The following is a 14734-nucleotide window of genomic DNA, read 5'->3' on the forward strand; positions in this document are numbered from 1 at the left end:
CTCCTCGATTACCGACTTTTTGCCAAACGGCGTTCCAAATATCCAACACCTAAACTTAACGGTATAGTTAGCACAAGGTAAAACAATGCGACGAAAATATAAACATCAAATGTAACAAACGTTTCGGATGAAATTAAATCACCGAAATACATTAAGTCAAGCCCGGCGATGACTCCTAAAACGGACGAGTTTTTCACAAGGTTAATAAATTGGTTGCCAAGCGGCGGAATAACAATTTTGACCGCTTGCGGCAAGATGATATAGCGCATGGTCTGCAAGTATGTCAATCCAGAGGAACGCGCCGCTTCCATTTGGCCTTTTGGAACAGCAAGGATTCCAGATCGGATTACTTCCGCAATAAATGCAGCGGTATATACCATAAGGCCTAATGTTCCTGCTGTAAAGGAATCAAAACGTATACCGATAGCGGGAAAGCCGACAAAGAATACAAAGACGATTAAAATAAGCGGAATGTTGCGAATAAATTCTACATAGACAGTTCCGATCCAGTTTAGCGGGCGAATTGGCGCGATGCGGAAGATCGCGATAATGATGCCAATGACCAAGCTGCCGATAAGAGCTAGAACGCTTGCTTTTAACGTGTTGGCAAACCCTTGCAAATACATATCCCAATGTTCTAGCAAAATCGAATATCTTAACATGATGATTCCACCTCTTTCCTAACCTAAGATGAAACAGATGAGCGAAACAGGCTTCGCTCATCTGTTCTTTCATGATTTATTGTTGCGGTTTTTTCCCAATCCATTTTTCATAAATTTTGTCGTATTCGCCGTTTTCTTTAATTTCTTTTAAGTATTCGTTAATGACTTGCAAAAATTCTTTGTCTCCTTTGCGGACGGCGATGCCGTATGGTTCTTCGGTAAACGTTTCGTCAAGAACGCGGTAGTTTGGATCTTGTTTTGCCATTCCCAAAAGCAAAGCATTGTCCGTTGTGAGCGCATCGCCTTGTCCAGCTTTTAACGCTGTAAACGCTTCAGCATAGTTTTCAAATTCTAATACATTGACTTCTGGCGCTACTTTGCGGATGTTTTGCGCGGATGTAGAACCTTTTGCCGTTAACACGGTCATTCCTTTTTTCAAATCTTTTACGCTGTTAATTTTGCTGTCTTTTTTGACAAGTAACGATTGTCCGGCCATGAAATACACATCAGAGAAATCAACTTCTTTTTTCCGCTCTTCCGTAATGGTCATCGTCGCGATAATCGCATCAATTTCTCCGTTATTGAGCATTGGAATGCGTGTTTTGGATGTCACTTCTTTTAGTTCGATTTTATTTTCATCACCAAGAATTTTTTTCGCTAATCCTTTGGCAATATCAATATCAAACCCTTCTACTTTTCCGGTTTCTGGATTTTTTAAACCGAACAAGTTCAAGTCATACTTTACTCCAACAACGAGTTTGCCGCGTTTTTTAATTTTTTCTAACGTGTTCGTTCCGCCCAACGTTTCCGTCGATTTTGCCCCATCCCCTTTGTTGGATGTTGACGATTCGCTGCTGCACCCGGCTAAAGCAGTGATGCTGAATAGTGCGATAAGCGCAAGCGTGATCCACATTTTCCAAACTGTTTTTCCTTTCATGAAAAAACCCCCTTTGTTTGATTTGAAACATTTTTTTGCTTATTAATGGTTGAGAATGCGGCTCAGAAATACTTTTGCCCGTTCTTCTTTTGGATTGGCGAAAAATTCTTCCGGCGGCGCTTCTTCCAAAATACGGCCTTGGTCCATAAAGACGATGCGGTCCGCAACTTCACGGGCAAATCCCATTTCGTGTGTCACAACGACCATCGTCATGCCTTCTTTTGCCAATTGTTTCATGACATCAAGCACTTCTCCAATGGTTTCTGGATCGAGCGCCGATGTCGGTTCGTCAAATAGCATAATTTTCGGCTTCATCGCCAGTCCTCTGGCGATAGCAACGCGCTGCTGCTGCCCGCCGGACAGCTCGGACGGATAGGCGTTCGCTTTGTCCGGAATTCCTACTTTCTCTAAATAGTACATCGCGGTTTCTTTCGCTTCTTTTTCCGGAATGCGAAGCACTTTCATCGGTGCTAACGTAATGTTTTGCAATACAGTCATATGTGGGTATAAATTGAAATGCTGGAACACCATACCGATATTGCGCCGCAATTGGTTAATGTCGATGTTTTTGTCATTGACTTTGACGTTATCCACGATTAATTCGCCGCTTGAAATCGTTTCCAAACGATTGATGCAACGAACTAACGTGCTTTTCCCAGAACCGGATGGACCAATAATGACGACAACTTCCCCTTGATGAATGGTTAAATTGATATCTTTTAGTACGTGGAAATCGCCGTAATATTTGTTCACTTGATGAAAATAAATCAATGAACCCCCCTCCTTCCCGAATAATATGAATAGTTTGTTTTTTTGAGATTTATTGTAAACATTATCTACTGAAATCTACTGAAATCGACGATAATCTTCTCTTTGGATGCAAAAAATCTTTCTATAGAGACCATCACGCAATGACCACGATGTCATTGATTTTATACACGGAAAGAGATATAACGGCGAAATATTGAGCAATAAATATAGTTAAGTGGAAAGGACTGAATCAAAAGACTGAGTTTTTTGTTGCATAGTAGTGTTTAGCGAATGAATTGTTGCGGGTCAATTTATTTTTAAAAAATGACAATAATGCATTGGACAAAATGATATTTACTTTTCATTGAATACATAATGTAAGCGCTTTAAGATAAAGGTACAGTAAGCAAAAGGGGGAAATGCAACATGACTCATACAACAGAAAATCAGTCTGGCTTTCGTGTAAAGATTCAGCGTTTTGGTAGTTATTTAAGCGGAATGATTATGCCGAATATTGGGGCATTTATTGCGTGGGGAATTATTACGGCGCTGTTTATCCCGACAGGATGGCTGCCAAACGAAACATTTGCAAAGCTTGTTGGCCCAATGATTACGTATTTATTGCCATTATTAATTGGTTATACGGGCGGAAAAATGATTTATGATGTTCGCGGCGGTGTTGTCGGTGCGACAGCGACAATGGGAGTCATTGTCGGTTCAGACATTCCAATGTTTCTTGGCGCGATGATAATGGGGCCACTAGGTGGTTACCTAATCAAAAAATTCGATCAGCAGATCCAAGGTAAAGTGAAACAGGGCTTTGAAATGCTTGTCAATAATTTTTCCGCCGGAATTATCGGCGGGCTGTTGACATTAGCTGCATTCAAAGGGGTTGGACCGGTTGTTTCGGCAATTAGCAAAACGTTAGCAGCAGGTGTAGAAAAAATTGTTGATTTGCACTTATTGCCATTGGCGAATATTTTTATTGAACCAGGAAAAGTGTTATTCCTCAATAACGCAATCAACCATGGAATTTTAAGTCCGCTCGGCATTGAACAAGCAGCAAAAACAGGAAAATCGATTTTATTCCTGCTTGAAACGAATCCAGGACCAGGTCTTGGCATTCTACTAGCGTATTGGTTGTTTGGAAAAGGAATGGCAAAGCAATCCGCGCCAGGAGCTGTCATCATTCATTTCTTAGGCGGGATTCACGAAATTTACTTCCCATATATTTTAATGAGACCGATTTTAATTTTAGCTGCAATGGCTGGTGGAGTGAGTGGAGTATTCACATTTACCATTTTCGATGCTGGGCTTGTGGCGGTTCCATCTCCAGGAAGTATTTTTGCCCTATTAGCAATGACGCCAAAAGGAAATTACCTTGGGGTTTTGGCAGGGGTATTTGTCGCCGCGGCAGTGTCATTCTTCGTTGCATCTATTTTCTTAAAATCTGCGAAAAATAACGAAGAGGAAGATTTAACGAGAGCTACAGAAAAAATGCAACAATTAAAAGGGAAAAAGAGCGATGTTGTTGTATTGAAAAATGAAGAAAAAGTAATCCCAGCCAAGGTCAAAAAGATCGTATTCGCTTGTGATGCAGGAATGGGTTCGAGTGCGATGGGAGCGTCGATTTTACGTAATAAAATGCAAAAAGCTGGATTAAATATTGAAGTAACAAATACAGCAATTAACCAACTTCCGGAAGATGCTGATATTGTAATTACTCACCAAAACTTAACAGATCGCGCGAAGGAAAAATTGCCAAAGGCGTTTCATATATCGGTGGAAAATTTCTTAAACAGTCCGAAATATGATGAGCTAATCGAAATGTTAAAAAAATAAAAGGGTAGGCACATGTAGGCACATATTAAAACATGACTAATATGTGCCTACCCTTTATTTTTTAAGGATTTTTAGGCTTTAGGAGTTGATAAACGAACGCTTACCTTTTAATTTTTCGCAGAAACGTATTTTATTAAAAGATGTCAACAATAAAAGAGACGAAAAAATAATATCTATTTGTTGTAATGAAAAGGATCGGGACTTAAAATTTTTATTGAACAGGTTATTTATTATTTTAAATTGTGTCAACAATGGTTGCGGAAGGCGGGAAGGTGGAGGGGCAATGTATATATCTGCACGCGAGCGAAAAATACTAGATATTTTGTTGTCAAACGACGAAGGAACAACGGTAGGAGAACTTGCCGAGCAACTAGACGTCAGCAACCGTACCATCCACCGGGATTTAAAAGGGATCGAGCGCATTTTAAAGGATTACCGCCTGCAGCTTGTCAAAAAAGCAGGGGTCGGCATTCGGATTATTGGAGAAGAAGAAAAGAAAAAAGAGCTAGCGCTTCATCTCTTTCATTTGTCTCATAAGGAATACACACCAGAGGAACGACAGATAATCATTCTGATTGCTTTGCTGGAAGCAACAGAGCCTGTCAAGCTTTTATCGCTTGCAAACGACCTCAACGTTACTGTTGCAACCATTAGCCATGATTTAGATAAAATCAATAAAATGATAGAAAAATACGGGCTATCTCTAATCCGAAAAAGAGGATATGGTGTGGAAATTGCTGGATCTGAGTCCGCAAAGCGGAGAATGATGAGTGAACTACTATTTCATCATGTGGATGAACATGAGTTTCTCTCGTTAATGAAAGAGTCGATTCAAAAAAAGTCCATCGATAAATTGAATACGGTTACAGAAAAACTTCTCGGGCTAATCGATAAGAAAAAATTAGTCACCATTGAACAACAAATTGAACGAATCAAGGAAGAGCTTCCTTTTACTATTGCCGACAGTTCGTATATTGCGTTAGTGGTCCATCTTGCCTTAGCAATAGAGCGAATCAGCCAAGGGGAATCGATTAATTTTGATCAACAATATTTGGAAACGATTCAGACCACAAAAGAATACGAAACCGCAGAAAAAATTGCCCGATCGTTAGAACATGCTTTTCGCATCACGATTCCAAAAGAGGAGATCGGGTATATTACGATGCATTTAATGGGAGCGAAACTTCGCGACCGCCAAGGTTATATGCTAGAAGATACGAGTTTTGAAATAGGCATCAAAGCACAGGAGCTAATTCGGTTTGTCAGCGATGAGCTCCATGTAGATATCACGAACGATTATACATTATACGAAGATTTGGTTGTTCATTTAAAGCCAGCACTTTATCGCATCCAGCATAACATGGGGATTGCCAATCCGCTTTTAGAAAAAATTGTTCAAGATTATCCAGAACTTTTTGCGGTGTTAGAAAAAGGAGTAAAACAAGTATTTCCGGATGTTGCTGTTCCAAACGAAGAAATTGGTTATTTAGTTCTCCACTTTGCATCGGCGTTATTGAGGGTAAAGAAAGGATTGCGTGCGTTAGTGATCTGTTCGAGCGGACTAGGGACGGCAAAAATATTAGCAACAAGATTGAAAAAAGAAATTCCAGATATTGTCCACATGGAACAGATTTCTGTTTTTGAATTGAGAAACACGGATGTAACGCGATACGACTTGATCGTTTCGACCATACCCATTGATGGCTTGGTAAAGCCGTATTTGGTTGTCAGTCCAATGCTAAGGGAAGAAGAGATTCTGTCGATTAAACAGTTTCTAAAAAACAGAAACGCGGTTTCCCGTAAGGAAGATGTAGACGATTCAATAGGAACATCTCATGATGTGATTAAGAAAATGGATTCCATTCAAAAAATGAGTGAAACCATTCTCCGAATTTTGCAAGGGTTTACGTTACAACAGGTAAATAGCCATTCCATCAAAGAAGTATTAGCAGAAGCGTGTCATCAGCTATGGCAAAAAGGGATCATTCGCGATTCTGAAAAAGTTCTTGCAGAATTGTTGCGGAGAGAGACATTAGGAGGATTGGGAATACCGGAAACGTCGCTCGCTTTGTACCATACTCGAAGCTCTGCGGTGGTTTTTCCGTCTTTCACGATTTATAGGTTAACGGAATGCCAAACAATCCATGGAATGCACGATCAGCCGATGGCTGTGAATACCGTTTTACTGCTGTTGGCGCCCGAGTCACCTAGTCAAGAAACACTTTCGGTATTAAGCCATATTAGCTCGTTGGTTATTAAAGATGAAGATAGCGTGGCTTTATTTGAAAAAGGTGATCGCGAACAGGTGTATTCGTTTTTGAGCCATCATTTAGAGAAGTTTTTTCATAACTATCTTTAACAACATAAGGAGTGAATGATATGTCAATGCCAATTTTGCAGAAAGAAAATATTGTATTACATGCGCAAGTAGAAAGTAAAACAGAAGCAATTCGTTTAGCAGGACAAATTTTGGTGAATAACGGTTATGTAGACGATTCTTATATTGATAAAATGTTTGAGCGGGAAGCGTTAACATCAACATATATGGGAAATTTTGTTGCTATTCCACATGGTACAGAGGATGCGAAACAATTTGTTAAACATTCTGGTATTTCAATTGTACAAATTCCTGATGGGGTTGATTTCGGAGATGGCAATATCGCAAAACTATTGATTGGAATCGCTGGAAAGAATAATGAACATTTAGAAATTCTATCAAAAATCGCCATTGTTTGTTCGGAAGAGGAAAATGTAGAAACGATGATTAAAGCGGCGACAGAAGAAGAGATTCTTCGCCTTCTAAATGAGGTGAATTAAACATGTTGGCTGTTCATTTCGGCGCAGGAAATATTGGAAGAGGTTTTATCGGGAGTTTGCTTTCTCAGTCGGGTTATGAAGTAGTGTTTGTCGATATTAATGATGAAGTGGTCCGTTTATTAAAGGAAAAACAGGAGTATCGTGTGATCATTGCCGATGAAAATAGACAAGAACAGTTGATTCGCAACGTTTCTGCTGTCAATAGTCAAACAGAACGTGAAAAGGTCATTGATTATATCACAAAGGCTCATCTCATTACAACAGCGGTTGGACCGCATATTTTACCGGCAATCTCTGCGATTCTTGCTGAGGGGCTACAAAAAAGAGCCACGATAAATAAAACACCACTTCATATTATCGCTTGTGAAAATATGATTGGCGGAAGTGACGTGTTAAAGAGCCATGTTTTTGCAAAGATTTCCGAAGCAGATAAGCCGTTGTTCGAAACATACTACGGTTTTCTGAATTGCGCGGTAGACCGTATCGTTCCGAATCAAAAACACGACGATCCTCTCTCCGTTATGGTCGAGCCGTTTTTTGAATGGGTGATCGAAAAACGAAATATTATTGGCGACATTCCGCCGATTCAAGGGGCTCATTTTGTTGATGATTTAAAGCCTTATATTGAGCGCAAGCTTTTTACCGTAAATACCGGGCATGCGATTGCCAGCTATTTAGGATACTATAAAAAATTACAAACGATACAAGAAGCAATGAATGATGAAGAGATACGCTCGGACGTGGAAAAAGCGCTGCATGAATCGGGTGCGGTGTTAGTAAAGAAATATGGATGGAATGAGAACGAACATCAATCCTATATTCAAAAAATTATTCAACGTTTTATGAATCCTTCCATCTCCGATGAAATAGTCCGGGTTGCTCGTTCTCCAATTCGCAAACTTGGAGCGAATGATCGCCTCGTTGGACCGGCTGTGCAATATTATGACTTGTTCGGACAAGTGCCGCTTGGTTTAGTCAAAGGAATTGCCGCGTTGTTATTGTTTGATTATGAGAACGACGAGGAAGCAGTTGCATTGCAAAAAACCATTCAAGAAACAGGAGTAGAAGGGGCTCTATACCAATATTCACAATTAGAAAAAGATCATCCGCTTGTTATAGCAATAAAAGATCAATGGCAGCATTTAAAATAAACGTTTTCCCCGCCGTTGCTGAAAGACTCTGGCAACAGCGGGGTTTTTGTTTCTATGAACAAAATGCACAAAATTATTTTTATTTTCAAAAACTTACTATTCCGAAAATAGTTATTATAATTGTTTCTAAATATGTGAACGCTATCAAAATAAATAGGGGGTACAGGTGTAATGAAAAAGTGGTGGAATTTGCTGATTATGGGGATCATCGTGTTGGCGCTGGCTGCCTGTGGAAGCAATGTAACGACGAAACCATCTGGCAAAACATCGAACTATCCGACGAAGCCGATTGTGTTTGTGGCTCCTTCAGGGGCTGGGGGCGGCTGGGATTTGACGGCAAGAGCGATCACGAAAGTATTAAGCGAAACAAATTTGGTGAAGCAAACGATGACGGTGGAGAATAAACCGGGCGGCGGTGGAGCCGTGTTTATAGCGGAGTACGCCACACAAGATAAAAACAACGATTATAAGCTGTTTGTCAATTCCCCGCCGATCATTATTAACAACTTAAAAGCGGAAGGAAACAGCCCATTCGGTTACAAAGATACAACGCCGCTCGCCCAGCTGACTAAAGATTTTGGCGCGATTGTCGTTAAGGCGGATTCGAAGTTTCAATCCTTGTCCCAACTGTTAGAAGCGATTAAGCAAAATCCAAAGTCTGTGACAGTAGCCGGGGGATCTGCGCCAGGGTCGATGGACCACCTGATTGCGATTCTTCCTATCTACAAATCTGGCATTGATCCAAAAGTAGTGAAATATGTATCGTATGACGGCGGCGGAGAAGCAATGGCGGCGCTTCTAGGGGGAAATGCTGATGTAATTGCGACGGATGCTTCTTCTGTCGGGGAATACGTAAAAGCAGGAAAAGTGCGGGTGCTTGCCGTTTCCGCGTCAGAACGCCTTGGCGGCGCTTTGAAAGACGCGCCAACGCTGAAAGAGCTTGGCATTGACGCAGAGTTTACAATTTGGCGCGGCGTTTTCGGACCGAAACAAATGTCTGCGGACGCGAAAAAGTTTTGGGAAGATACATTCAAAAAATTGTCCGAGCATGAAAAATGGAAAGAGGAGCTAAAGAAGCAAGGGTGGGAAGCAGAATATAGAGGTTCGGAAGAATTCACAAAATTTTTACAAGAGCAGGAACAGCAGATCAGCGATATGTTGAAATCGCTTGGAATGCATAAATAAACGAACGGGGAAGAGAACGCTTCCCCATCTTTAATAAAAAAATGGGGGTGTGAGTGTGAGTAAAACATTTGACCGCGTTACCGCCATCGCCTTTTTAGCCGTGGGAGCTTTGTTTATGGTGGAAAGTCTAAGAATCTCGAAAAGCGCTTATGGAAGTGCAGTCGGTCCGAACGTGTTTCCGTTTTTGCTAGGACTTATTCTCGTATTGTTAAGTATCAAGCTGCTGATAGAAACGATGCGATATGCGGATTCATACAAAGAAAGGCAGCCATTGCAATATAAAAATTTTTTTATTATTTTGCTTGCCGCGGTGATATATGCGGCCTTATTAGAAACCGTTGGTTATGTCATGATGACGTTTTTGTTCCTTGTCGTCGGGTTTCAAACGATGGAAAAAGGAGCTTTGTGGAAATCAGTAGTGCTTGCCGCTTGTTTTTCGCTTGGAGTGTATGGGGTATACGTCAAATTGCTGCAAGGAACATTGCCGAGTTGGCCCGTTTGGTTTCAGTAAAGGAGGGGGAGTATGAGTGCACTAACGTTTTTAATCGATGGCTTTCAAACCGCACTGCAGCCGCACAATCTGTTTTTCGCTTTTCTTGGAGTGCTGATTGGGACGGCGGTAGGAGTGCTGCCAGGGATTGGCCCGATGAGCGGGGTAGCGCTGTTAATTCCAGTAACGGCTTCGATGACGTCCGGGCTTGACCCAGCTCAAGCGGCGACAAGTTCGATTATTTTGCTTGCCGGTGTCTATTACGGGGCGATGTACGGCGGTTCGACAACATCGATTTTATTAAATACACCTGGAGAATCTTCCTCTGTCGTCACCACATTGGACGGTTATCAAATGGCAAAGCAGGGGAGGGCAGGATCAGCATTAGCGATTGCGGCAATCGGTTCGTTTGTCGCCGGGCTCGTTTCGTTAATTGCCCTCGTGCTATTGGCAGAGCCGCTTTCCAATGTAGCGTTGAAATTTGGTCCAGCGGAATACTTTTCGCTGATGATTCTCGGTTTGGCCGCTGTGAGCGGATTGGCAGGAAACTCGATGACAAAAGCGTGGATGATGACCGTTTTCGGTTTGCTGCTATCGACGATTGGACTTGATAGTGTGTCAGGTGTGGCGCGATTTACGTATAACATTTCTTTTCTCTACGGAGGCTTGGAATTTTTAACAGTTGCGGTCGGGTTGTTTGCCTTGGGAGAAGTATTTAAAGCGATTCTTCATAAAGAGCAAAATGACGGAGAAATTGCGAAAATCGGCCGTGTCATTCCGTCCAAAGCGGAACTGAAAGAAAGCGCCGGACCGATTGCGCGTGGATCGCTGCTTGGATTTTTTGTCGGCGTATTGCCGGGAGCGGGCGCAACGCTTGCCTCATTTTTTTCCTACATCATGGAAAAGAAATTAAGCAAAACTCCTGAAAAATTTGGAAAGGGGACGATTGCCGGCGTTGCGGCACCGGAATCTGCGAATAACGCCGCTTCGGGAGGAGCGATGATCCCACTTTTAACGCTCGGCATTCCCGGTTCGGGGACGACGGCGATTTTAATGGGCGCATTGATCATGTATAATGTCCAGCCTGGCCCGCTCCTTTTCGATGAGCATCCGGATGTCGCTTGGGGGCTCATTGCCAGCATGTTTATCGGCAATGTGATGCTGCTGATTTTAAACATGCCGCTCGTCAAAGTATTTGCGAAAATCATTGAAACGCCGACGAAATATTTGTTGCCGCTTATTATTGCGATTTCTGTTTTTGGCGTTTATGCGGTGCAGGTGACGACGTTTGATGTCTTTTTATTAATCGCATTTGGTGTATTAGGCTATCTGCTTGCAGAACATGACTTTCCACTGGCGCCGCTTGTATTAGGACTTGTACTTGGTCCAATGATTGAAAATAACATGCGAAGAGCGCTTACGGCCTCGAACGGCGACTTTATGGTATTTTTCGAAAAACCAATCTCTCTTGTTTTGCTTATCATTGCGTTTTTATGGATCGCCGTGCCGTTTGTCATGAAACTAAAAGGGAAATCGGTCATTGTCAGCGAAGATATGTAAAGGGAGAAAGACTACTGCCTTTCGGCGGATAGTCTTTCTCTATTTTCCGTCAGGGAGAGAGAAGAATGAGACTGCAAACGCGGCTTATTATCATTATTTGTTCGTTGCTCTTATTTGTTATTCTTTTTCTTTCATTTTTATTTCAGCACATGTTTGCCGCCACGCTAAAAGAACAAATCGGAATGCGCGCGCTAAACGTAGCGGAAACGGTGGCTGCTACGCCGTTAGTCAAGGACGCTTTTAGGCAGCCGGACCCGCATCAACAAATTCAGCCGTTTGCAGAAATGATTCGCCGCAAAACCGGAGCGGAGTATGTCGTGGTTGGAAATAGACAAGGAATTCGTTATGCCCATCCGCTTCCGGATCGGATTGGAAAAAAGATGGTGGGCGGAGATAATGACGAGGTACTGAAGGGAAAAGCGATTATTTCCGAAGCGGTCGGTTCGCTTGGTCCGGCGATACGCGGGAAAGCGCCGATTTTCGATGAGCAAGGAAATGTCATTGGCATTGTATCGGTAGGGTTTTTGCTTGAGGATATTGATAACATCGTTTGGTCATATAGCATAAAAATTTTTTTCTTTTCTATCCTTGCACTATTGTTAGGGATTATTGGAGCAGTTGGCATTGCAAAAACGGTGAAAAAATCGATTCACGGATTGGAGCCAAAAGAAATCGGGCTGTTATACCAAGAGAAACAGGCGATTTTGGAAGCGATCCGCGAAGGAATTATTGCGGTGAACCATGATGGAATCATTACGATGGTCAACAAAACGGCGATGGCGTTGTTAGGATATAAAAAGGAACATGACGTGCTAGGAAAATATATTTTACATATTATTCCTCATTCCAGATTGCTAGAAGTGATTCGAACGGGGAAAGCGGAATATGATGATGAGACAATATTAGGAGAGGAAACAGTGATTGCCAATCGCATTCCGATTGTCGATAAAAAAGGAAATGTCATCGGGGCGGTAGCGACATTTCGCAATAAGTCAGAACTATATCGATTAACGAAGGAGCTTTCCCAGCTAAAAAGCTATGCAGAAGCGCTGCGGGCGCAAACGCATGAGTTTTCCAACAAATTGTATGTCATTTCCGGACTCATTCAGTTGGAATCATATGAAGAGGCGTTAGAACTCATTTCTAAAGAAACCAATCTTCATCAGGACATCGTTCGTTTCGTGATGAAAGAAATTCCTGATCCTATTATCGGAGGGCTGTTCATCGGCAAATTTAACCGCGCAAATGAATTAAAGATTCAGTTTGATATTGACCGGCAAAGCAGTTTTAAAGATATTCCAAAGCATTTGGATCGCGATCACCTTTTGACTATTATCGGCAATATTGTGGATAACGCAATGGAAGCGGTATTGCACAACGGATGCGAAGAAAAGAAAGTGACCGTATTTTTAACTGATCTTGGCGACGATTTAATTATTGAAGTGGAAGATAACGGACCAGGCATTCAAGCGGAAATAGCCGATCAAATATTTGAACGTGGTTTTTCGACGAAAGCGGCTGCCCATCGCGGCTATGGCCTTGATTTGGTGAAAAAATCGCTGACGGTGCTTGGCGGTCATATTACTTATCAATCGGAACAGGGAAAAGGAACCGTCTTTACGATCATCATTCCAAAACAACGGAGGGTTGATGATGGCTCGCAATATTCAAGTGCTCATTGTCGAAGATGATAAACGTATTGCTGAGATTAATCGCCGTTTTGTGGAAAAAGTGGAAGGATATGAAGTGATGGGGATTGCTACAAATGAACAGGAAGGAAAAGAACTCATTGAAGTGCTGCAACCTGATTTAGTGCTGTTGGACATTTATTTCCCCGATATGAACGGGCTTCAATTTTTAAAGTGGATTCGCGAACATTTTACAAATATCGATATCATTATGATTACCGCAGCAAGAGAAATTGACACCCTGAAGCAAGCGATGCATGGAGGGGTGTTTGACTACATTATCAAACCCATTATGCTCGACCGGTTTACCGAAACATTGGTAAGATATAAAGAATACTACTATAAAATGCATGAACTGATGAAAGAAAAAGAAATAATCGGACAAGAGGACATCGATCAGTTGATCCAGCGAGAACAGATGATTAGCGGTACAGATGGCCAACTGCCAAAAGGGATTCATCCGCTGACATTAGAGAAAGTGCTAGCGGTAGTAAAGCGATATGAGAATGGCATTACAGCGGAAGAAGTAGGAAAACTCATTGGCGCAAGCCGGACGACATCAAGACGATATTTAGAATATCTTGTTTCTATTTCTCAAGTGGCGGCTGACATTTCTTACGGCACGGTTGGAAGACCGGAACGAATTTATAAGTTAAAAAGATAGGAGGAGGAATGGACATTTTTCTTCTTATTTTTCTCCATGTTATACTGCCATTATTTTTTCTTGTCGGCCTTGGCGCGCTTTTGCACCGTATTTTCCATTTTGACATGAATACTTTGTCCAAGTTAAATGTCTATGTGTTATTGCCGGCTGTTGGGTTTGCAAATATTTATGAAAGCAACATTAACGGAGATGTTCTGTTGGACGTACTCGCGTTTTTGCTGCTGCAAAACGGTGCGTTAATCGTCATTAGTACAGTCATGGCAAAACTGTTAAAGCTTGACCGAAGTTTATCCGCTACGTTTCAAAACACGATTGTTCTTAACAATTCCGGCAATTTTGGCATTCCAGTAAGCCAGCTTGTGTTCCACCAACAGCCGTTAGGGCTGTCGATTCAAATCGTTGTGACGATTTTTCAGAATTTCCTTACGAATACATATGGCGTGTTTAATTTTTTATCTGCTAGTGAAAAGAAAAAGAAAGGAAAAGTGACGGCAGAATTTTTGAAAAACCCGATTATCTATGCACTGTTGCTTGGATTGCTTTTTCGGTCGTTGCATATTCCGGTTCCATCGTTTATCTGGAATCCTCTTCAAAATGTCGCAAATGCATTTTTGGCCATTGCTTTACTGACGCTGGGAGCACAAGTGGCTTATATTAATCTGAAACAGTTGCCGCCGTTGTTGTATCTTAGCGTTTTCAGTCGTCTGCTTCTTTCACCGGTGCTTGCCGCTGTGATTATTTTTGCGTTGCATCTTGAGGGAGTGACCGCTCAAGCTTTATTGATTGCAAGTTCGTATCCTTGTTCCAGAAACACCGCGCTTTATGCACTCGAATACGGCCACCATCCGGATTACGCCGCCCAAGCAGTATTTGTGTCAACGCTGCTTAGTTCGGTGACGGTGACGATGATCGTGTATCTATCCAATATTTTATTTTGATAAGCATTAAATCGTAGCAAAGGCGCGAAATAAGCATTCGCGCCTTTGCT

Annotated in this window: 13 protein-coding genes; 10 read left to right on the forward strand and 3 right to left on the reverse strand. The window is 41.9% G+C overall.

Translation table 11 applies throughout. From position 1 onward, the window contains the following. Positions 1 to 8 precede the first annotated feature (8 nt). From DER53_RS11910 to DER53_RS11920, 3 genes are all read right to left on the reverse strand, one after another. Positions 9 to 662 (reverse strand): amino acid ABC transporter permease, encoded by a 654-nt coding sequence (locus DER53_RS11910; RefSeq protein ID WP_062754303.1) that lies wholly within the window; start codon positions 660 to 662, stop codon positions 9 to 11. 76 nt (positions 663 to 738) lie between these two features. Continuing rightward, a complete protein-coding gene (locus DER53_RS11915) occupies positions 739 to 1599 on the reverse strand; it encodes a glutamate ABC transporter substrate-binding protein (protein ID WP_062754301.1) in 861 nt (286 codons plus the stop codon). Between the two features lie 42 nt (positions 1600 to 1641). Then, a complete protein-coding gene (locus DER53_RS11920; RefSeq protein WP_015863749.1) occupies positions 1642 to 2370 on the reverse strand; it encodes an amino acid ABC transporter ATP-binding protein in 729 nt (242 codons plus the stop codon). 405 nt (positions 2371 to 2775) lie between these two features. Here DER53_RS11920 and DER53_RS11925 point away from each other — a divergent pair, with 405 nt between their 5' ends. The 10 genes from DER53_RS11925 (at position 2776) to DER53_RS11970 (ending at position 14684) form a co-directional block, all read left to right on the forward strand. Continuing rightward, the gene (locus DER53_RS11925) at positions 2776 to 4191 is read left to right on the forward strand and encodes a PTS mannitol transporter subunit IIBC (protein WP_062754300.1); all 1416 of its coding nucleotides are present in this window, start codon (positions 2776 to 2778) and stop codon (positions 4189 to 4191) included. Positions 4192 to 4474: 283 nt separating this feature from the next. Then, a complete protein-coding gene (locus DER53_RS11930) occupies positions 4475 to 6550 on the forward strand; it encodes a BglG family transcription antiterminator (RefSeq protein ID WP_062754298.1) in 2076 nt (691 codons plus the stop codon). 20 nt (positions 6551 to 6570) lie between these two features. After that, the gene (locus DER53_RS11935; RefSeq protein WP_062754296.1) at positions 6571 to 7008 is read left to right on the forward strand and encodes a PTS mannitol transporter subunit IIA; all 438 of its coding nucleotides are present in this window, start codon (positions 6571 to 6573) and stop codon (positions 7006 to 7008) included. 2 nt (positions 7009 to 7010) lie between these two features. After that, the gene (locus DER53_RS11940; RefSeq protein WP_062754294.1) at positions 7011 to 8159 is read left to right on the forward strand and encodes a mannitol-1-phosphate 5-dehydrogenase; all 1149 of its coding nucleotides are present in this window, start codon (positions 7011 to 7013) and stop codon (positions 8157 to 8159) included. Positions 8160 to 8330: 171 nt separating this feature from the next. Continuing rightward, a complete protein-coding gene (locus tag DER53_RS11945; protein WP_062754292.1) occupies positions 8331 to 9344 on the forward strand; it encodes a tripartite tricarboxylate transporter substrate binding protein in 1014 nt (337 codons plus the stop codon). 55 nt (positions 9345 to 9399) lie between these two features. Continuing rightward, positions 9400 to 9855, forward strand: coding sequence for a tripartite tricarboxylate transporter TctB family protein (locus DER53_RS11950; RefSeq protein WP_062754290.1), 456 nt, complete (start codon positions 9400 to 9402; stop codon positions 9853 to 9855). Positions 9856 to 9867: 12 nt separating this feature from the next. After that, entirely contained in the window at positions 9868 to 11394 is a 1527-nt protein-coding gene (locus tag DER53_RS11955; protein WP_062754288.1) for a tripartite tricarboxylate transporter permease, read from the forward strand. A gap of 65 nt (positions 11395 to 11459) precedes the next feature. Continuing rightward, entirely contained in the window at positions 11460 to 13085 is a 1626-nt protein-coding gene (locus DER53_RS11960; RefSeq protein WP_062754285.1) for an ATP-binding protein, read from the forward strand. Next, positions 13048 to 13746: a response regulator gene (locus DER53_RS11965; protein WP_062754284.1), complete on the forward strand. Its 699-nt coding sequence runs from the start codon at positions 13048 to 13050 to the stop codon at positions 13744 to 13746. The genes DER53_RS11960 and DER53_RS11965 overlap by 38 nt, the downstream gene beginning before the upstream one ends. Positions 13747 to 13754: 8 nt before the next feature. Continuing rightward, the gene (locus tag DER53_RS11970; RefSeq protein WP_062754281.1) at positions 13755 to 14684 is read left to right on the forward strand and encodes an AEC family transporter; all 930 of its coding nucleotides are present in this window, start codon (positions 13755 to 13757) and stop codon (positions 14682 to 14684) included. Positions 14685 to 14734 lie beyond the last annotated feature (50 nt).

Source organism: Parageobacillus toebii NBRC 107807, assembly GCF_003688615.2.
Taxonomy (GTDB): Bacteria; Bacillota; Bacilli; order Bacillales; family Anoxybacillaceae; genus Parageobacillus_B; species Parageobacillus_B toebii.

What these genes read in the sequence shown, in the direction of transcription:
- DER53_RS11910 (WP_062754303.1), bottom strand. Translation starts at nt 662, where the DNA reads ATGTTAAGATATTCGATTTTGCTAGAACATTGGGATATGTATTTGCAA.
- DER53_RS11915 (WP_062754301.1), bottom strand. Translation starts at nt 1,599, where the DNA reads ATGAAAGGAAAAACAGTTTGGAAAATGTGGATCACGCTTGCGCTTATC.
- DER53_RS11925 (WP_062754300.1), top strand. Translation starts at nt 2,776, where the DNA reads ATGACTCATACAACAGAAAATCAGTCTGGCTTTCGTGTAAAGATTCAG.
- DER53_RS11930 (WP_062754298.1), top strand. Translation starts at nt 4,475, where the DNA reads ATGTATATATCTGCACGCGAGCGAAAAATACTAGATATTTTGTTGTCA.
- DER53_RS11935 (WP_062754296.1), top strand. Translation starts at nt 6,571, where the DNA reads ATGTCAATGCCAATTTTGCAGAAAGAAAATATTGTATTACATGCGCAA.
- DER53_RS11940 (WP_062754294.1), top strand. Translation starts at nt 7,011, where the DNA reads ATGTTGGCTGTTCATTTCGGCGCAGGAAATATTGGAAGAGGTTTTATC.
- DER53_RS11945 (WP_062754292.1), top strand. Translation starts at nt 8,331, where the DNA reads ATGAAAAAGTGGTGGAATTTGCTGATTATGGGGATCATCGTGTTGGCG.
- DER53_RS11955 (WP_062754288.1), top strand. Translation starts at nt 9,868, where the DNA reads ATGAGTGCACTAACGTTTTTAATCGATGGCTTTCAAACCGCACTGCAG.
- DER53_RS11960 (WP_062754285.1), top strand. Translation starts at nt 11,460, where the DNA reads ATGAGACTGCAAACGCGGCTTATTATCATTATTTGTTCGTTGCTCTTA.
- DER53_RS11965 (WP_062754284.1), top strand. Translation starts at nt 13,048, where the DNA reads ATGGCTCGCAATATTCAAGTGCTCATTGTCGAAGATGATAAACGTATT.
- DER53_RS11970 (WP_062754281.1), top strand. Translation starts at nt 13,755, where the DNA reads ATGGACATTTTTCTTCTTATTTTTCTCCATGTTATACTGCCATTATTT.